This window comes from Anaerotignum sp. MB30-C6 (assembly GCF_030908465.1).
Lineage (GTDB): Bacteria > Bacillota > Clostridia > Lachnospirales > Anaerotignaceae > Chakrabartyella.
The window spans coordinates 2,541,775-2,559,795 of sequence record NZ_CP133078.1 but is presented as its reverse complement, the minus strand read 5'-3'; the positions used below and the strand labels follow the sequence as shown (position 1 = coordinate 2,559,795).

The following is an 18,021-nucleotide window of genomic DNA, read 5'->3' as shown; positions in this document are numbered from 1 at the left end:
TGGTCAATATTGTGAAGGGGGGATTTCTTTTGAAAGAACAATTAGCCCAATTGCAAAATTGGATTTACGAAAGTGATAATATTGTTTTTTTTGGTGGGGCAGGTGTTTCCACGGAAAGTGGTCTACCTGATTTCCGTAGTGAAAATGGAATTTTTTCTGCGATGAATGAATATGGATATAGACCCGAGACAATTCTCAGTCATTCTTTTTTTCAACAAAATCCAGAAGTCTTTTTCAGATATTATAAAAAGACTCTTTTATACCCTGATGCACAGCCTAACGATTGTCATAAGGCGTTAGCCAAATTGGAGGCTGATGGTAAATTAAAGGCGGTTATTACCCAAAATATTGATGACTTACATCAAAAGGCGGGGAGTAAAAATGTTTTGGAGCTCCATGGTACCCTTTATCGCAATTACTGTTTAAAGTGCAGACAGGAGTACCCATTAGATTATGTGACGAAAGAAGAAGGAGTCACTCGTTGCAGTATTTGTGGCGGCGTAGTAAGGCCTGATGTGGTTCTTTATGAAGAAAGCCTAAATGAAAGAACAATTGAAAAATCTGTAGAATACATTGCCAATGCAGATGTATTAATTGTTGGAGGTACAAGTTTAAATGTTTATCCCGCAGCAGGGTTAATTAACTATTATCAAGGTAAAAAAATGGTTTTAATTAATAAGTCCACTACTCCCTATGATAATAAAGCATCTCTGATCATTACAAAAAGCATCGGAGAAGTGTTCCGAGAAATCCTTGATTTCTAAGGGTTTCTAAAGAATTTGAAAAAAATATAAAAAATATTTAAAATAATGCTTGACAATGTGTCATGTCTTAGATATAATAAATTCTGCGCTGTGAAGTGCTGTGAACTTTGAAAATAGAATAGCGTTTGAAAAACACACAACCCATAGTCAATTCAAAAAGCTATAAGCTTTTAAGAGACAAAAGAGTTTGCTGGTTTCGAAAAAACCAGATAGTAGCCAGATTATACTGGTTAGGACAACTCGGATGTGCAAGTCGGAAGGCTTTATGCGTAGTTTTCTATGAAAACTACTTATAAAATTTATTCCCGACGATGCCGTTCATAAATTTTAATATAAGAGTTTGATCCTGGCTCAGGATGAACGCTGGCGGCGTGCTTAACACATGCAAGTCGAGCGGAGAAATTTAAAATGAGAGCTTCGGCAGGATTTTTAAATATCTTAGCGGCGGACGGGTGAGTAACGTGTGGGCAACCTGCCCTGTACTGTGGAATAATCACTGGAAACGGTGACTAATACCGCATGTCATCACGAGGGGGCATCCCCTTGTGAGAAAAGGATTTATTCGGTACAGGATGGGCCCGCATCTGATTAGCTAGTTGGTGAGATAAAAGCTCACCAAGGCAACGATCAGTAGCCGACCTGAGAGGGTGATCGGCCACATTGGGACTGAGACACGGCCCAAACTCCTACGGGAGGCAGCAGTGGGGAATATTGCACAATGGGCGAAAGCCTGATGCAGCAACGCCGCGTGAAGGATGAAGGGTTTCGGCTCGTAAACTTCTATCAATAGGGACGAAAAAAATGACGGTACCTAAATAAGAAGCCCCGGCTAACTACGTGCCAGCAGCCGCGGTAATACGTAGGGGGCAAGCGTTATCCGGAATTACTGGGTGTAAAGGGAGAGTAGGCGGCATGGTAAGTTAGATGTGAAAGCCCGGGGCTTAACCTCGGGATTGCATTTAAAACTATCAAGCTAGAGTACAGGAGAGGTAAGTGGAATTCCTAGTGTAGCGGTGAAATGCGTAGATATTAGGAAGAACACCAGTGGCGAAGGCGACTTACTGGACTGAAACTGACGCTGAGGCTCGAAAGCGTGGGGAGCGAACAGGATTAGATACCCTGGTAGTCCACGCCGTAAACGATGAGTGCTAGGTGTTGGGGGGGAACCCTCGGTGCCGCAGCTAACGCAATAAGCACTCCACCTGGGGAGTACGATCGCAAGATTGAAACTCAAAGGAATTGACGGGGGCCCGCACAAGCGGTGGAGCATGTGGTTTAATTCGAAGCAACGCGAAGAACCTTACCAAGGCTTGACATCCCTCTGACCGCACTAGAGATAGTGCTTCTCTTCGGAGCAGGGGTGACAGGTGGTGCATGGTTGTCGTCAGCTCGTGTCGTGAGATGTTGGGTTAAGTCCCGCAACGAGCGCAACCCCTATTCTTAGTAGCCATCATTCAGTTGGGCACTCTAAGGAGACTGCCGTGGATAACACGGAGGAAGGTGGGGATGACGTCAAATCATCATGCCCCTTATGTCTTGGGCTACACACGTGCTACAATGGCTGGTAACAAAGTGAAGCAAAACGGCGACGTCAAGCAAATCACAAAAACCCAGTCCCAGTTCGGATTGTAGTCTGCAACTCGACTACATGAAGCTGGAATCGCTAGTAATCGCGAATCAGAATGTCGCGGTGAATACGTTCCCGGGCCTTGTACACACCGCCCGTCACACCATGGGAGTTGGAAGCACCCGAAGTCGGTGACCTAACCGTAAGGAAGGAACCGCCGAAGGTGATATCAGCGACTGGGGTGAAGTCGTAACAAGGTAGCCGTATCGGAAGGTGCGGCTGGATCACCTCCTTTCTATGGAGTATTGGTTGTGCTTCAACGCTATTCTATTTTGAGAGTTTATAGGACTTTTTTTTTAGAAATAATATCAGTAATTAATGAATTTAATAATTTGGGTGGATTCCCGAGCGGCCAAAGGGGGCAGACTGTAAATCTGTTGCGATAGCTTCGAAGGTTCGAATCCTTCTCCGCCCATATTTTTAACAAACCTAAAGGGTTTGTTTTTTTTTATGTTAATAAATAATTAGGAATTGCTAGACTAGATTTTTCTGCATAATTATGCTACGATTTAAGGGTTGAAAATACATGTTAAAACACAGACGAAAGGATGATATTATGAAGAAAGCAGTAGGTTCATTGATAGCTAGTATTTTGGTTTGCTCCATGATGGTTCCGGCTTTTGCAGAAAATAAGACCAATGCACAGTTAAGATCAGACTTTAAAATTGAAATCGATGGTCAGGAATGTGTGTTTACCCGTGCAGACGGTTCTACGGCTCTGCCTATTCTATATAATGACACTACCTATTTACCTTTGCGTGCCATTGGAGAGATTATGGGCAAGAATGTAAATTGGGACGAAATAAATAAAACCATTAATATTAGTGGGGATAGAAAAGAAACAACGAAAAATACACAAACTGCTACTGCAGAGTCCAAAGAAGTTTTGGTTCAGGAAAGAGGGGACTTTTTAATCGAAATTGATGGTGTTACCATGGACTTTAGAACATCTTCTGGAGTTAAGATTAGCCCAATCGTTTATAATGGTTCCACTTATTTACCTTTGCGTGCCATTGGGCAGATTATGGGTAAGGATGTAGCTTGGGATAATACTACAAAAAAAGTAAGCCTAGCCCCTTCAGATAGCGCTGTAACGGATGCAGACAGCTTTAAAACCGATGCAGATGCAGTGAAAGATGCTGAAAAAGGCGATATTGGTATGGGCAAAGCAAAGGAAATTGCATTGGCCCACGCTAAATTAGAGGCAAAGGATGTTCGCTTTGTAAAGACGAAAATGGATAAGGACGATGGCAAGAAGGTATACGAAGTTGAATTCTACCATGGTAACAACGAGTATGACTATAAAATTGATGCAGTAACAGGAGAAATCGTGTCTGTAGATAATGAGATTGAGGATTTTGATGTATTAAAAGATGGCAAATTCATCAATGAGGAACAGGCGAAAAAGGCAGCGACAGCCCATGCAAATGTCAAAAATAGTGATGCAACCTTTACTAAGGCAGAGCTTGATAAAGATGATGATAAGGTTGTTTATGAAATTAATTTCTATACAACCAGCGCTGAATATGAATATACCATTGATGCAACAAAGGCTACTGTTTTAAGCTTTGAAAAGGAAGAGAAAGAGGCAAATGCTGACGCAAAGATTATTTCATTAGCGGAGGCGAAGAAGGCAGCCCTTTCCCATGCGGGTGTGAAAGAAAAAGATGTTAAGTTTACAAAAGCCGAGTTAGACACAGATGACAAGGAAAAGGTATATAAACTGGAATTTGAAGGAAACGATGCAAAGTATGAATATATCATTGATGGCCAAACGGGAAAAGTATTAGATTCTGATAAAGAACAGCTAAATGATGACGATGATGACAACAAAACCGATAAAAAAAACGGAAAAGGAAATGACAAAAAGGATGAAAAAAATGATGACGCAGATGAGGATTAATTTACGTTGTTATTTTCCTAATTAATAGTAGACCCCCTATATTTCAGGCGAAATATAGGGGGTTTTTTGAATTAGAGGCACCAAAAAACCACTTTTGACTTGACGTACATAGAGTATCTAGGTAAAATATTACCTAGATACTCTATGTAAGCTTGAAAGGGGTGTATTTAAAATGGATAAGGGACTGATTGGTGGAAGTACCGTTTTGATGTTGCTATCCTTGTTGCAGGAAAAAGATTATTACGGATATGAAATCATTAAGGAGATTGAGCAAAGGAGTAATCGTATTTTTCAATTTAAAGAAGGGACGGTATATCCCGTTTTGCATCGCATGGAGAGCCAGGGGCTGGTGAAGTCTTATAAAGACAAGGCAGAAACAGGCAAGGAACGCAAATACTATAAAATAACGACGAAAGGAAAAACACAGTTAGCGAAAGAACAAAAGCAGTGGAATGAGTTTACGGTGTCGGTGGCAAAGGTGTTGGGGGGGGTGGGGTATGCGTGTCCCTGATTGGGAGGAATATCTCAAACAAGTTTTGTCCCATGTGAAGTTCAAATATGATCACAATTCCATTTATTTTGAGCTGAGGGATCATATGGAGGATCGGTATGAGAACTTCTTAAAGGAAGGAATGGAGGCTGAGCAAGCCAAAAAAGCGGCTTTAACCTGTATGGGCGATGCTGACGCAATTGGAGAGGAACTGAATAAAGCCCACTCACCCTTTCTTGGTTGGGTTTGGCGTAGCATAAGAACGGTGTTTATTATATTAGTTATTTTAAATATACTGCCCTTTCTCTCATTAATCACCTCGGGATTTATATCTATTTTTGAATCCTATGAAAATAAAACCGACAGTTCCCTGGTGTATTCCATTGACTTGGATTACAAAGAGAAAATATATGACACTACGTTAATTATTGACAAAATACTATACTACGAAGATAATACCCTTGAAGTTCGCTATGCTACATGGACAAATCCTTTTTCTAATAGTATTAAGTGGAATTCCTCCATATGGATTGAGGCTTATGACGAACAGGGAGAAATACATAGAGGTGGCGGTGGGTGGAAAAGTGGAAGCTATTACGGCAGAGGTCAGAGAAGCCTACGAGATATACCTTCTGATACAACAAAAATTGTAGTTTACTTTGGACAGAATGGGGAAATACCCATTGATTTAACAGAGGGGCGGGTGATGGCGAATGAATCGTAAGAAAGAAATGTTGATATACATCATTTTAATTCCCCTGTTTATTTTCACTTTTATGCGGCTTGGTGGGTATTTTTTTACGGCCAAGGATGTTTTTTATGCTTGCGAAGAAGGGTTGAGTTATGGTCCTTCTGAAAAGATTTTAGCAGAATATGAATTCCAGGATAAGAGTAGATTAATTGTTGGAATGTGGGAAGAAAATTTATCGGCTATATCTGTAAGGCCTGCGTTTGGTGTTCTTTGGAAGCTAAAACAAGGTGGGGTACGTGGTTTTATTCCTTGCGATAAAATGGTCACAGGGGCTTTATTTGCAAATGGAAAAGTAATTGGGCTTACAGGAAATAAAGAAATTTCTGAGGTTTATTGTAGAATTGAGTACGGGGATTATGAAAACCCCATGATTCAAGAGGTCACAATGGCGGTAGACCAGGATGGGTTTTTCAATGGGGAATGGGAAAGCCAAAGTCCTGAGGACATGAATGGATTTATTGCATATACCGAGGGGAGAAACAGCAGAGATGAGGTTATATATCGAGATGGAATGACCAAGCAGGGGGTATACTATAATGATGGCGTTGAGGAACAGTTAATTTACGAAGAGTAGGTGTATGCTCGTACATAACCTTATACACTTAAAGTTTGCGAGTAGACATAACGTTGGTTTTTATTTTAATACAAAAAAATCAAAAATTACAAAAAATATCAAAAAAGGTATTGACAAATATGGCTGTCTTTGATATATTAAATGAGCGGTTTGAAACGAGCAGTAACATGCCCGAGTGGCGGAATAGGCAGACGCACAGGACTTAAAATCCTGCGGGGTAACACCCGTACCGGTTCGACCCCGGTCTCGGGCATAACCGCTTAAAAATGAATATGTGCCCAGATAGCTCAGTCGGTAGAGCAGAGGACTGAAAATCCTCGTGTCGCTGGTTCGATTCCGGCTCTGGGCACCATCTATGCGCGAGTGGCTCAGTGGTAGAGCATCGCCTTGCCAAGGCGAGGGTCGCGAGTTCGAATCTCGTCTCGCGCTTGAAAAGTGTCTAATATTTAGACACTTTTTTTATTGGCGCTTTAGCTCCAATAAACCACCAGCTCTGCTGGTGGAGTGAAACGATTATAACAATAGTAAACCTCCTTTGATAAGATTAAAGCGTTTCCTCAACTGCTAAAAAATCAAAGGAGGTTTTTTCATACATAAAAAGTTTATCCTATTCAAAGTGGAGAAGTAGATATCATGTTATATTTGTGCCTAAGGATAGGGGATTAGAGACTATGGGTATTCATATCTTAATATAAGCTGGGAAATGTCCTTTTAAAAAGCAGAATACCATTGACTGACAAGGGCATATGTATCTTTAGGCGGGTTTACAAACAAAGCTGCCACTGGATGGAATTTAATCTTATTCTATGGAGGCATCGCCTGAAAGGGAATGGTTATTCAGGCCGGTGCAAATATCTTTTTGAATGGCTCAATGATGTATGTAGAGCATAAGTGGGAAAGGTCTTCCAGAACGTATATGGGCAGTGTTTGGAAATTTAGTATATATTTTTTGGGTAATTGAATGAAAAAAGGGGAGGCACCTGATCATTCAGGTGCCCATAAGGAAAAGGATTGAAAAATGATTTATTACTATATCGATTAGTAAGCCAGGAAGTCCTGACCCAGTTTTACGCAACGTTCTTTACCCTCTGTGTCAGGGAACCCGCAGATGATTAAACCTTCATCAAATACATTGGCACCTATTTTTTCACATCTATCGCACCAATCTCTCATCCACTGGCCATCGCCCCAACCATAAGAGCCAAACAGAGCAACTTTTTTACCCTTCAGGCTGCTTTCAATGGAAGAGAAGAAAGGTTCGAATTCGCCTTCTTCTAAGACTTCATCGCCCATGGAGGGGCAGCCAAAAACTAATTTATCATAATCGCTAACATTGCCTTTAAAAGCGTCTACGGTGAAAATTTCTGTATCCGCCCCCATGCCTTGGGCAATTTCTTTTGCCATAACTTCTGTATTACCTGTTCCGCTCCAATAAATAATCGCACTTTTCATTTACAAAACCTCCTGTAATGTTTGCTTTGCTTCTAAAAGAGAAAGAATAGGGATCCCTTTGGAAGCCTGATTTAATAATTTTTTTCTACAATTCGTATACTCCTGAAAAGTTGCTACGGCAGTTTTTTCATCACCGTAGACTTTCCAATATCCGCAGAGCTTATAATTTTGTCCTTTTTCATGAATGAAGGCAAAAACATCTTCTGGTGGATACCCTAGGAAGAAGCCGATTTCATGAGGAAATTCATTGTGTTTTTGAATACGGCGGCGCAAAAAGGCCAAAGTATCCACAAGGGAGGATTCCTCATTCACAGTTAGGGGATACCCCGTTTTCATAAGAAATGCCTTAATTTTTGGATTACTGAAATATTCCAAAAGCTTTTCTTTTCTGTACACCAAAAAGAATACACGTTTTTCGCAGCAGTATAGATACTGCAAAGAAATTTCCTTTTTTGCCAGTTGTTTTTGATAATTTGCCACTTCATCTTTTAGGTTTTGCAAGCGTGGTAAGGGTAAAGAAAAAAGATTCGCTTGTTTAATACCATATAGAGTAGGGGCGCCATGATAAAGCATCTGCATTTCAAAATCAGACATAAATTAACCTCCTTTGTTAGCCGAGACTAACTCAAGCCTGACAGTAAGAACTAAGAATTTTATTCAAAGCAGAAGATGAAGAACTGTGAGATCGAGCGATGGCAATTTGGTTACGCTCGGCTTCTTGAACTGCGCCAGTAACCATAATATGAGATACGGTACTGGTAAATAAAACAATTAAATCAGCCTTCCCGATTTGATTACGGAAGTTTCCTGGCATTTGGGTAAATACTTTACTTTTACAATTATATTTTTTACAAATATCCATATATTGACGAACCATGCGGTCGTGACCGCCAACAATTACAACACTCATGGTGACCTCCAAAAAAAATATTTAGTTAGTTTCAACTAACCATAGGCATATGCTACCATTTGGTGATAAATTTGTCAAGGCTTATTTTTAAAGTTTTAACAAAAGAATTGCTCTATGGAATCATATAGATTAGGACTAGGATATATGCTATAATCTAAATAAAATGGGAGGGGTATTTATGCGAGCAACCCAGCGGTTACTACTTCGCAACTTAATGGAAAAGGATGCGGAGGATCTTTTTGAATATAGTAAAGAAGAGGATGTGGGCAAAAATGCAGGATGGAAGCCCCATGAAAGCTTGGAAGAATCTAAAAAAATACTACAAGTAGTTTTTTTAGGACAAGAAGATGTTTTTGGAATGTTTGAAAAGGACAGCCAAAAGCTAATCGGTACAGTGGGCTTTGTTCCCGACACCACAAGGGAAAATGATGAAGTGAAAATGCTTGGATTCGCCTTAGGTAAGGCCTATTGGGGAAAGGGATATATGACGGAAGCCGTGAACGAGGTTCTTTCTTACGGTTTTGGGGAAAAGGGGTATAACCTAATTTCTGTATGTCATTATACGGATAATTTGCGCTCTCAAAGGGTGATCGAAAAGTGCGGATTTCAATTTGAGGGATTGCAAAGACAAAGTGAAAAACGTTATGATGGAGCAGTGATGGATAAAAAATGGTATTCTATGACCAAAGAAGAATTTTATCGAAAAATGAAGTAGAAATAGAGGTTTTTGTAAACAATTCGATAACAACCATAAGCGATTTTATAGTAAAATGAGAGTCAATGCAGGAGAAGAGGTGTCGTTGTGGAAATAATCAACTGGAAAGAACTTTTATATCCTTATGAACAGGCTGTGGATGAGTTGCTTTTAAAGTTTCGATACTTAGATAAGGAGTGTAGGCATCTGGGGATTTATTCCCCCATCGACTCAGTAACAGGACGCTTAAAAAAGCCGGCTAGTATTTTAGACAAAGCAGGGAGAAAGCAAATTCCTCCTGAAAAGATAGAAGAAAAGATCGAGGACATTGCAGGGATTCGTATTCTTTGCCAGTTTGTTGAGGATATTGAAAAGGTTGTGCATATGGTTCGTGGCAGAAAAGATATGACGGTGGTGGAAGAAAGAGACTACATTACCAACACAAAACCCAGCGGCTACCGAAGTTATCATATTATTATACGCTATCCTTTAAGTACTGCCTTAGGCCCCAAGGAGGTCATGGCGGAAATTCAAATTCGGACAAATGCCATGAATTTTTGGGCAACGGCGGAGCATTCCCTTCGATACAAATATAGTGGAAATATTCCTGAAAGCTTGCAAAAGAGGCTTAAAATCTGTGCCGAGGCTGCCTTCCATCTAGATCGGGAAATGGCAACCATACGAGAGGAAATTACAAACGTGCAGCGGTTAAACGAAATCAAGGTGAATCTGGTTTCTAATATTTTGGATAATATTCAGAGTTTGCATTTTGGGGCAAAATTAGAAGAGATGGCTGAAATTAATAAAGAGTTTGTGGATATTTGGAATAAAGAAGACATCGATGAGCTGAAGGCATTTAATGAGAAGCTCAATGTTTTGGCGGAAGTTTATCGGGTGTAAAAAGGAGTAGAGTCATGGGGTTATTTGCCATAGGGGATCTTCATTTTGGGTTTGGGGTACATAAACCTATGAGTATTTTTGGATCCCACTGGGAAGGTCATAGTGAGAAAATTATAGAGAATTGGAAAAGAGAAATCAACAATGAAGACACTGTTTTATTGCCTGGAGATATTTCTTGGGCAATGAAAGAGGAAGAAGCAGAGGTTGATTTAAAAATAATCCGTGATTTGCCGGGAAGAAAATTTTTTTTGGAGGGAAACCATGACTATTGGTGGAAATCTACCTCCAAACTGGAAAGAAAGTATGAGGGAATGGGATTTTTAAAAAATGATTGCCGCCTTTATGAGAATATATATATTTGTGGTACAAGGGGTTGGCTTTGTCCCAATGACACTCATTTTACACCTCAGGATAAAAAGCTTTATGAAAGGGAACAAATTAGGTTAAGGCTTTCCTTAGATAGTGCCATGAGAAAAGGGGCGGAGGAAATCCTATTAATGATGCATTTTCCTCCAACAAATGATAGGCAAGAAGATTCCGCTTTTATGGAAATCATCAGGGATTACCCCATTAAAAATGTGGTATATGGTCATTTACATGGGCGTGCTAGCCATGACAATGGTATTAAAGGGGAGAAAGATGGTATTCATTTTCATTTGGTTTCAGCGGATTATTTAGATTTTTGCCCTAAGAAGATATTTTAATATCAAGGAAAAGGAATTTATTTTGGGAAGACTTATAGCGGCTTTATTGTAGATAATCGTGACGACCTTCCATTTTTCCTTTCCATCAGAACACCAAATTTTCTGTATATTAAAACGGCTATTGATAATCAATAGCCGTTATTTTTTAGTCTTCGTAGTCATTTGCAGCTTCTACAATCCACTTTTTCAATGCTCGTACGTCATACTCCTCATCCAAATCCAACTCTAAGGAAAGGTTTTCCAATTCGTCTTCTTCAGCAAGATAGGTGGCTTCAAAGGCCGAGGTTAAGTCGTCCTCGAATAAAATTTCCCCTTCGACTGCCCAACTATCATCGCCTTTATCGATAGAATAGATATTGACTTCTGTGATTCGTAACATTGCAAAAGATCCTCCCTTTAATACATTTTCATTCCTACTTCTTTTTTGATTGATTTTTCTCTTTTTTTACTGAATAGCCAAATGTTCCCAATTGTTCACCGATGGTGAAGTATGCGCCGTGGGAATAACAAACAGGCTCTGTTTCATTAAAGTGGAACTTTCCTGTTTCATCTAAATATTCATCACTTACGCTAACGGAAACGACTTCTGCTAAAAACATATGGTGCGTGCCTAAAGGGATAATTTCCTTTACCTTGCACTCGATGTTTACAGGGCTTTCGTAGATGATTGGTGCGTTTACCTGCTCACCCTTTTTTGCCGTAAGATTCATCTCTTTGAACTTATCCATATCCCGTCCGCTTTTCACGCCACAAAAATCGCAAGCATAAGCCAAGTCTTTGGTGACCAAATTAATTACAAACTCTCCACTATTTTTAATTAAATCGAATGAGTGACGAGAGGGGCGAATGGAAACATAGGTCATTGCAGGGTCGCTATTTATGGTTCCTGTCCACGCAACTGTAATAATATTTCCTTTTTCCTCTGTACCGCAAGATACCATAACGACAGGTACAGGGTAGAGTACGGTACCAGGTTTCCATACTGCTTTTCCCATGAAATTACCTCCTTCAAAGATTGTAATAAATAAAATTTAATGTGACGATATTTATCTTATACGAGTTAGGACGCTTTGTAAAGATAAAAATCGCCAGATATTTGCTTTGTTTTTTTAGCTATTTCTTGTATTCTATGCTTTTTTTCAGTATTATGTTAAAAAAAAGAAAAGTATCGGAGGGAATTTATGGAACTACCCGTTAAATTTACGGAGAAAATGAAAGAGCTTTTAGGCGAGGATTATGCAAAATATTTGGATTCTTTTGAAGAATCCAGACATTATGGTTTGCGTGTAAATATGCTAAAGGAGACGGCACAGCACTTGCAAACAAGGAACGCATTTACCCTTGCTCCTGTGCCTTGGTGTGGAGAAGGTTTTTACTATACCGAGGGGGAACGTCCTGCCAAGCACCCATATTATCATGCTGGGATTTATTATTTACAAGAACCCAGTGCCATGTGCCCAGGGGCGGTTTTACCTATTGATGTTGGCGATCGTGTTTTAGATATTTGTGCTGCACCAGGAGGCAAGTCCACCCAATTGGGTGCTAGGCTTCAGGGGGTGGGCCTTCTGGTTGCCAATGATATTAGTGTAGGGCGGGCAAAAGCTCTTTTGAAAAATATAGAACTTTTTGGAATTCGCAATAGTGTTGTGATGAGTGAGCCTCCTGGAAAATTGGCAGAAAGATTTTCGAGCTTTTTTGATAAAATTATTATCGATGCCCCCTGTTCCGGTGAGGGGATGTTTCGTAAAGAACGGGATATGATGAAAAGCTGGGATGAAAATATGCTTGCTTTTTGCCAGAAAGAGCAAGGTGAGATTTTGGAGTCTTGTGCCCAGATGCTTCGACCTGGTGGAATGATGCTTTATTCTACTTGTACTTTTGCCATTGAGGAGAATGAAAAAAGGATTGGAGATTTTTTAGAAAAGCATGGGGAGTTTTCTCTTGTTCCTATTGATAAGAGCCACGGTTTTTCCGATGGGATTGGCGAATTTCGTCACTGTGCCAGATTATATCCCCATCAAATAAAAGGGGAAGGTCATTTCCTAGCCCTAATGCAAAAAGAAGGATATTCGGAACCTATCAATTTGGAAGGGGAGGTTGGTGAAGATGAAAAAAACTTAGCCCCTTTTCATGAGTTTGCCAAGACTGTGCTGAAAATAACCTTTAAAGGAACTTATAAATTCTTTGGGGAAAACTTATATCTATTGCCAAAGGAAATGCCCTCTATGAAAGGCCTCCGTGTGCTACGTACAGGCTGGCAGTTAGGAACGTTGAAAAAAGGGCGGTTTGAGCCCTCTCAAGCCTTTGCCATGGGATTATCTAAAAACGATGTTCAAAATGTAGCGGATTTTCCTTTGGAAGATGATAGAGTCATCCGTTATTTAAAAGGGGAAACCGTTGAGGCCGATGGAAAAGACGGATGGACACTGGTTTGTGTAGATGGGTTTCCTTTGGGCTGGGCAAAACGCCAAGGGGGCAGGCTTAAAAATAAATATGCAGTGGGTTGGAAGTGGGAATGATTCTGTCCTTAAATAGTGGACAAATGTATAATGGTGGTTGACAAATATTGAAAAGTTTGTAAAATGGAACTATCGTATATTTTTTGACAGAGGAAGAAGGTAATGGCATGGCAAATTTGATATATATGGGAACACGAGACAAGTCTATTCAGGCAACGGCATCTCAGGCCATTCTAAGAGGCATTTGTCCTGATGGGGGGCTATATATTCCTGAAGTGATTCCCACCATGGAAAAATCTTTGGAAGAATTGAGTAAGCTAAGCTATCAAGATTTGGCATACGAGGTTTTAAGCTTATTTTTAGATTTTACAGAGGATGAGTTAAGAGCTTGCATCAACGGTGCATATGACGAAAAGTTTGATACAACGGAGATTGCCCCTGTGGTACAAAAGGGCGATGCTTTGTTTTTGGAATTATTCCACGGCAGAACCTTAGCGTTTAAAGATATGGCGTTATCTATTTTACCTTATTTTATGAAAACCGCAGCAAAAAGAGAAGGTATCGACAAGGAAATCGTAATTTTAACAGCTACCTCTGGAGATACAGGGAAAGCGGCTTTGGAAGGCTTTGCAGGGGTTGAAGGAACGAAAATCATCGTATTTTTCCCTGAGGATGGGGTTAGCCCTGTGCAAAAATTGCAGATGACTACCCAAGAGGGGGAAAATACTTGTGTTGTTGGTATTTTGGGTAATTTTGACGACGCCCAAAGTGCAGTAAAGAGTATTTTTACTGACGAAAACTTAGGAGAAGAGCTGAAAAAAAGAGGGTATGTATTCTCCTCTGCAAACTCCATTAATATCGGTCGTTTGGTACCTCAGATTGTTTATTACTTCCATGCATATTTGAGTGCGGTAAAACAGGGTGCTTTAAAAATGGGGGAAGAACTTAACTTTACTGTGCCCACAGGTAACTTTGGAGATATTTTAGCTGGATGGTATGCAATGAAACTGGGGCTTCCCGTGGGTCATTTTGTATGTGCATCCAATGATAATAAAGTGTTGTATGATTTCTTCCGCACCGGTACATATGATAGAAACAGACAGTTCCATGTAACAGTTTCTCCTTCTATGGATATTTTGATTTCCAGTAACTTGGAGCGTTTGTTATGCCACATGGTTGGCCAGGATGCCACCAAGGCTGATATGGCAAAGTTGAGCCAAGAAGGAAAATATACCGTTGAGGTTACAGAAACAAAAATCAACGGTGAGTACGCTACGGAGAAAGAGACTTATGACACAATCAAAAACTTCTTTGAAAAAACTGGCTATGTTATGGATACCCATACAGCAGTTGCATATGCTGCTTACCAGAAATACAAGGAAGAGAGCAAAGATGACAGACCTATGGTCATTGTATCTACGGCAAGTCCTTATAAGTTTACCAAGGACGTTATGATGGCATTAGATGAAAAATATGCAACACAGGATGCGTTTGCATTAATGAGTGTTTTGGAAAAAATCAGTGGTGTTTCCATCCCTGAACCCATTCAAGGCATTGAAAAGAGACCCATTTTACACAAAAATGTTTGTGATAGGGATAAAATTAAGGACTTTGTAAAAGGATATCTTTTGTAGGATTCATGAAATTATATAAAAAAGTGAGGGTGTTTCCATAAAACACCCTCACTTGGTTTATGCAGAAATAACAAGAAAAGTCCCTCTTTGGGTAATGCCTTTGCTTGCCTTTTAGAAAGTAAAGGCCTGAAGGGGAAAGCCGTTGATTTTGTTGTTTGGATGCATTACAATGTATAAGAAACGCATATCTCTAAACTTATGTATGCGTTTTGTAGGTTTCAGAAATATCTAAACGAAGTTCGGAAGTCCTTCATTTTTGTAATGGGGGATTGCAAAATGTATTTTCTTGGGTACAATCCGAGAGAATAAAAAGGTGTTTAAACACCACTCACTATACGAAATTTTTTTGTGTAGGCTTGAAAAACGGTTAGGAAAAAACAAGGAATCTAAAAAGGACAAAAAGGAGATAATACCATGAAAATGTTCATCGACACAGCGAATGTGGAACACATCAAAGAGGCAAATGATTTAGGCGTTATTTGCGGCGTTACGACAAACCCTTCCCTTATTGCAAAAGAAGGCAGAGACTTCGTAGAGGTAGTAAAGGAAATTACAACAATCGTGGACGGCCCAATCAGTGCGGAGGTCATCAGCCTTGAACATGAAGGCATGGTAACAGAAGCCAGAGAACTGGTTAAAATCCATAAAAATATCGTAATTAAAATTCCAATGACATTGGAAGGCTTAAAAGCTGTAAAAATTTTGACAGCGGAAGGCATCAAAACAAACGTAACATTGATTTTCTCTGCGACACAGGCATTAATGGCTGCAAGAGCAGGTGCAACTTATGTTAGCCCATTCTTAGGCAGAGTAGATGATATTGGTGCTGTAGGTATGACTTTGATTGAAGAAATCGTTGAAATCTTTGATGTACACGGACTCGAAACAGAGATTATTGCGGCTAGTATCCGTAATCCTTTGCACGTAATTGATGCGGCAAGAGTTGGCTGTCACATTGCAACCATCCCTTACAACGTATTAATTCAAATGGCAAAACACCCTTTGACTGACATTGGTATCGAACGTTTCTTAAAAGATTGGGAAACTGTTCCTAAAAAATAATCAGACGTAACTGTGGTTTCAAAACTGTTTTCGGAGGTAAAAACATGAACCCTATGGATCAATTGACTATTAACACCCTGCGTTTTCTTTCCGCAGAAGCAATTCAGAAGGCAAATAGCGGCCACCCTGGCTTGCCTTTGGGTGCAGCACCCATGGCATACACATTATGGGCAAAGGGAATGAAGATAAACCCTAAAAACCCTGCTTGGGACGACAGAGATCGTTTCGTTCTTTCCGCAGGACATGGCTCTGCCTTACTGTACTCTTTACTCCATGTATTCGGCTATGGCTTGACCATTGAAGATTTGAAAAACTTCCGTCAGAGAAATTCTTTGACACCTGGTCACCCTGAATATAAGCATACCGTTGGCGTAGAAACAACCACTGGCCCTTTGGGTCAGGGTATTGCAAATGCCGTTGGTATGGCGTTAGCAGAAAGCCACTTGGCTGCAAAGTTTAACACACCAGAATTTAAAGTAGTAGACCACTATACCTTTGCCCTTTGTGGTGACGGTTGTTTGCAAGAAGGTGTTGCTTCTGAAGCAGCTTCTTTGGCAGGAACAATGGGTCTTTCTAAATTAGTTCTTTTATACGATAGCAACAAAATCACAATCGAAGGCAGCACAGATACAGCCTTTACAGAAGATGTAAAAGCTCGTTTTCTTGCATACAACTGGGACGTTTTTGAAGTGGAAGATGGCAACGATGTTGAAGCTCTTGAAAGAACCATTGAAGAAGCAAAAGCATCAGACAAGCCTGCTTTGGTAAAAGTGAACACCCAAATTGGTTATGGTGCACCCAACAAACAGGGTAAGGCATCTGCCCATGGCGAACCCCTTGGCGTTGAAGAGATTGGTTTGTCTAAGAAAAACTTGGTTTGGGATTATACCGATGAATTCCATGTGCCCGATGAAGTGAAAGCCCATATGGCAGAAATCATTGCAAATGGTGAAAAAGTAGAAGCGGCTTGGAACGAAATGTTTAAGGCTTATGCAAAGAAGAATCCTGAATTGGCAAAGGAATATGCTGCTTGGCATAGCGATGAATTGGCAGTTGACCTTTTGAATGATGAAGACTTCTGGAAAAACGAAGGAGACATTGCTACTCGTGCTGCATCTGAAAAGGTATTGCAGAAGGTAGCGAAGGTAGTGCCCAACTTATTTGGTGGATCTGCTGACTTGGCACCTTCCAATAAGTCTTTGATGAAAGAAAGAGAATATTACAGCAAAGAAAACCCTGCAGGTTCCAACGTACACTTTGGTATTCGTGAATTTGCAATGACAGCCATGGCAAACGGTATGGCGGTGCATGGTGGTTTACGTCCTTATGTGGCAGGCTTCTTTGTATTTGCTGACTATATGAAGGCAGGACTTCGTATGGAGTCTTTGATGGGCTTACCGGTTATTAGTATTTTAACCCATGATAGCATTGGTGTTGGAGAAGATGGCCCTACCCATCAGCCTATCGAGCATTTGGCAATGTTACGCAGTATGCCGAACTATATTGCGTTCCGCCCTTGCGATACAAGGGAAACAGCAGCCGGCTGGTATACCGCATTAACAAAGACAACAACACCCACTGCCCTGATTCTTTCCAGACAGAACTTGCCTGCTTTGGAAGGCACAGGCAAAGAGGCGTTAAAAGGCGCTTATATTTTGAAAGACTGCGCAGGAACACCTGACATCTTATTGATGGCAAGTGGTTCTGAAGTGGAGCTAATTTATAAAGCTTACGATGTACTGGCTGAAAAAGGTATAAAGGCAAGGGTAATCAGTATGCCTAGCTGGGAACTGTTCGAAGAACAGAGTGCAGAATACAAAGAAAGTATCATGCCTAAGGCAATTAGAAGCAGATTGGCTGTGGAAGCGGCGGCTGACTTTGGCTGGCACAAGTATGTTGGCTTAGACGGTGCTGTAATTGCCATGGAAGGCTTTGGAGCATCTGCGCCTGCTGGCTTATTGTTTAAAGATTTTGGCTTTACCGTAGAAAATGTGGTAGAAAAAGCGTTAACTATGGTGAGAGCGTAAGCGTAAGCCAGAGTAGGAGCAAAGTGAAACCATAATTAAATAGAGATGAATGAGAAAGCTCTCGGTGGGA

The 18,021-nt window shown here is 40.4% G+C and carries 17 protein-coding genes, 4 tRNA genes and 1 rRNA gene; 17 read left to right on the top strand and 5 right to left on the bottom strand.

Annotation, left to right across the window (positions count from 1 at the left end; translation table 11 throughout):
- Positions 1–29 precede the first annotated feature (29 nt).
- The 10 genes from RBQ60_RS12555 to RBQ60_RS12510 all read left to right on the top strand — a co-directional run bounded on the left by RBQ60_RS12555 (position 30) and on the right by RBQ60_RS12510 (position 6,538).
- Positions 30–764: an NAD-dependent protein deacylase gene (locus RBQ60_RS12555; RefSeq protein WP_307884026.1), complete on the top strand. Its 735-nt coding sequence runs from the start codon at positions 30–32 to the stop codon at positions 762–764.
- A 328-nt stretch (positions 765–1,092) separates the two neighbouring features.
- A 16S ribosomal RNA gene (locus tag RBQ60_RS12550) occupies positions 1,093–2,626 on the top strand.
- 99 nt (positions 2,627–2,725) lie between these two features.
- Positions 2,726–2,806: transfer RNA gene (locus RBQ60_RS12545), tRNA-Tyr, on the top strand.
- 141 nt (positions 2,807–2,947) lie between these two features.
- On the top strand, positions 2,948–4,294 hold the full coding sequence (locus tag RBQ60_RS12540; protein ID WP_307884025.1) for a PepSY domain-containing protein: 1,347 nt from the start codon (positions 2,948–2,950) through the stop codon (positions 4,292–4,294).
- Positions 4,295–4,466: 172 nt separating this feature from the next.
- The gene (locus RBQ60_RS12535; protein ID WP_307884024.1) at positions 4,467–4,805 is read left to right on the top strand and encodes a PadR family transcriptional regulator; all 339 of its coding nucleotides are present in this window, start codon (positions 4,467–4,469) and stop codon (positions 4,803–4,805) included.
- Positions 4,792–5,508, top strand: coding sequence for a permease prefix domain 1-containing protein (locus RBQ60_RS12530; RefSeq protein ID WP_307884023.1), 717 nt, complete (start codon positions 4,792–4,794; stop codon positions 5,506–5,508). The genes RBQ60_RS12535 and RBQ60_RS12530 overlap by 14 nt, the downstream gene beginning before the upstream one ends.
- The gene (locus RBQ60_RS12525; protein WP_307884022.1) at positions 5,498–6,109 is read left to right on the top strand and encodes a hypothetical protein; all 612 of its coding nucleotides are present in this window, start codon (positions 5,498–5,500) and stop codon (positions 6,107–6,109) included. Before RBQ60_RS12530 ends, RBQ60_RS12525 begins: the two co-directional genes overlap by 11 nt.
- 169 nt (positions 6,110–6,278) lie before the next feature.
- Positions 6,279–6,362, top strand: a tRNA-Leu gene (locus RBQ60_RS12520).
- 23 nt (positions 6,363–6,385) lie between these two features.
- Positions 6,386–6,461 (top strand) — tRNA-Phe (locus RBQ60_RS12515).
- Between the two features lie 5 nt (positions 6,462–6,466).
- Positions 6,467–6,538 (top strand) — tRNA-Gly (locus RBQ60_RS12510).
- Positions 6,539–7,147: 609 nt separating this feature from the next.
- Here the strand turns inward: RBQ60_RS12510 and RBQ60_RS12505 are convergent.
- The 3 genes from RBQ60_RS12505 to RBQ60_RS12495 are packed head-to-tail and all read right to left on the bottom strand — an operon-like array spanning position 7,148 to position 8,471.
- Entirely contained in the window at positions 7,148–7,561 is a 414-nt protein-coding gene (locus RBQ60_RS12505; RefSeq protein ID WP_307884021.1) for a flavodoxin, read from the bottom strand.
- Complete coding sequence (locus RBQ60_RS12500; RefSeq protein ID WP_307884020.1) at positions 7,562–8,155, bottom strand: DUF3793 family protein; 594 nt, start codon at positions 8,153–8,155, stop codon at positions 7,562–7,564.
- A gap of 31 nt (positions 8,156–8,186) precedes the next feature.
- Positions 8,187–8,471, bottom strand: a complete 285-nt coding sequence (locus RBQ60_RS12495; protein WP_307884019.1) for a DUF2325 domain-containing protein — start codon at positions 8,469–8,471, stop codon at positions 8,187–8,189.
- A 178-nt stretch (positions 8,472–8,649) separates the two neighbouring features.
- On the opposite strand from RBQ60_RS12495, the gene RBQ60_RS12490 reads away from it, so the two are divergent.
- The 3 genes from RBQ60_RS12490 to RBQ60_RS12480 all read left to right on the top strand — a co-directional run bounded on the left by RBQ60_RS12490 (position 8,650) and on the right by RBQ60_RS12480 (position 10,769).
- A complete protein-coding gene (locus RBQ60_RS12490) occupies positions 8,650–9,186 on the top strand; it encodes a GNAT family N-acetyltransferase (protein ID WP_307884018.1) in 537 nt (178 codons plus the stop codon).
- Between the two features lie 87 nt (positions 9,187–9,273).
- On the top strand, positions 9,274–10,065 hold the full coding sequence (locus RBQ60_RS12485; protein WP_307884017.1) for a GTP pyrophosphokinase: 792 nt from the start codon (positions 9,274–9,276) through the stop codon (positions 10,063–10,065).
- A 14-nt stretch (positions 10,066–10,079) separates the two neighbouring features.
- Positions 10,080–10,769, top strand: a complete 690-nt coding sequence (locus tag RBQ60_RS12480) for a metallophosphoesterase (protein ID WP_307884016.1) — start codon at positions 10,080–10,082, stop codon at positions 10,767–10,769.
- Between the two features lie 145 nt (positions 10,770–10,914).
- Here the strand turns inward: RBQ60_RS12480 and RBQ60_RS12475 are convergent, their stop codons facing one another.
- Both RBQ60_RS12475 and RBQ60_RS12470 read right to left on the bottom strand, forming a co-directional pair.
- Positions 10,915–11,148: a hypothetical protein gene (locus RBQ60_RS12475; RefSeq protein ID WP_307884015.1), complete on the bottom strand. Its 234-nt coding sequence runs from the start codon at positions 11,146–11,148 to the stop codon at positions 10,915–10,917.
- A 34-nt stretch (positions 11,149–11,182) separates the two neighbouring features.
- Positions 11,183–11,764, bottom strand: a complete 582-nt coding sequence (locus RBQ60_RS12470; RefSeq protein ID WP_307884014.1) for a flavin reductase family protein — start codon at positions 11,762–11,764, stop codon at positions 11,183–11,185.
- Between the two features lie 186 nt (positions 11,765–11,950).
- On the opposite strand from RBQ60_RS12470, the gene RBQ60_RS12465 reads away from it, so the two are divergent.
- From RBQ60_RS12465 to tkt, 4 genes are all read left to right on the top strand, one after another.
- Positions 11,951–13,288 (top strand): RsmF rRNA methyltransferase first C-terminal domain-containing protein, encoded by a 1,338-nt coding sequence (locus RBQ60_RS12465; RefSeq protein WP_307884013.1) that lies wholly within the window; start codon positions 11,951–11,953, stop codon positions 13,286–13,288.
- A gap of 107 nt (positions 13,289–13,395) precedes the next feature.
- Positions 13,396–14,862 carry a threonine synthase gene (gene thrC / locus RBQ60_RS12460; protein ID WP_307884012.1) on the top strand — a complete coding sequence of 489 codons (1,467 nt, stop codon included), beginning with the start codon at positions 13,396–13,398 and terminating at the stop codon, positions 14,860–14,862.
- A gap of 414 nt (positions 14,863–15,276) precedes the next feature.
- Positions 15,277–15,924, top strand: coding sequence for a fructose-6-phosphate aldolase (fsa, locus tag RBQ60_RS12455; protein ID WP_307884011.1), 648 nt, complete (start codon positions 15,277–15,279; stop codon positions 15,922–15,924).
- A gap of 44 nt (positions 15,925–15,968) precedes the next feature.
- Complete coding sequence (tkt, locus tag RBQ60_RS12450) at positions 15,969–17,951, top strand: transketolase (protein WP_307884010.1); 1,983 nt, start codon at positions 15,969–15,971, stop codon at positions 17,949–17,951.
- Positions 17,952–18,021 lie beyond the last annotated feature (70 nt).

Excerpts from the sequence above, each read along its gene's own strand:
- RBQ60_RS12540 (WP_307884025.1), top strand. The coding sequence starts at position 2,948 with ATGAAGAAAGCAGTAGGTTCATTGATAGCTAGTATTTTGGTTTGCTCC.
- RBQ60_RS12535 (WP_307884024.1), top strand. The coding sequence starts at position 4,467 with ATGGATAAGGGACTGATTGGTGGAAGTACCGTTTTGATGTTGCTATCC.
- RBQ60_RS12530 (WP_307884023.1), top strand. The coding sequence starts at position 4,792 with ATGCGTGTCCCTGATTGGGAGGAATATCTCAAACAAGTTTTGTCCCAT.
- RBQ60_RS12525 (WP_307884022.1), top strand. The coding sequence starts at position 5,498 with ATGAATCGTAAGAAAGAAATGTTGATATACATCATTTTAATTCCCCTG.
- RBQ60_RS12505 (WP_307884021.1), bottom strand. The coding sequence starts at position 7,561 with ATGAAAAGTGCGATTATTTATTGGAGCGGAACAGGTAATACAGAAGTT.
- RBQ60_RS12500 (WP_307884020.1), bottom strand. The coding sequence starts at position 8,155 with ATGTCTGATTTTGAAATGCAGATGCTTTATCATGGCGCCCCTACTCTA.
- RBQ60_RS12495 (WP_307884019.1), bottom strand. The coding sequence starts at position 8,471 with ATGAGTGTTGTAATTGTTGGCGGTCACGACCGCATGGTTCGTCAATAT.
- RBQ60_RS12490 (WP_307884018.1), top strand. The coding sequence starts at position 8,650 with ATGCGAGCAACCCAGCGGTTACTACTTCGCAACTTAATGGAAAAGGAT.
- RBQ60_RS12480 (WP_307884016.1), top strand. The coding sequence starts at position 10,080 with ATGGGGTTATTTGCCATAGGGGATCTTCATTTTGGGTTTGGGGTACAT.
- RBQ60_RS12475 (WP_307884015.1), bottom strand. The coding sequence starts at position 11,148 with ATGTTACGAATCACAGAAGTCAATATCTATTCTATCGATAAAGGCGAT.
- RBQ60_RS12470 (WP_307884014.1), bottom strand. The coding sequence starts at position 11,764 with ATGGGAAAAGCAGTATGGAAACCTGGTACCGTACTCTACCCTGTACCT.
- RBQ60_RS12465 (WP_307884013.1), top strand. The coding sequence starts at position 11,951 with ATGGAACTACCCGTTAAATTTACGGAGAAAATGAAAGAGCTTTTAGGC.
- thrC (WP_307884012.1), top strand. The coding sequence starts at position 13,396 with ATGGCAAATTTGATATATATGGGAACACGAGACAAGTCTATTCAGGCA.
- fsa (WP_307884011.1), top strand. The coding sequence starts at position 15,277 with ATGAAAATGTTCATCGACACAGCGAATGTGGAACACATCAAAGAGGCA.
- tkt (WP_307884010.1), top strand. The coding sequence starts at position 15,969 with ATGAACCCTATGGATCAATTGACTATTAACACCCTGCGTTTTCTTTCC.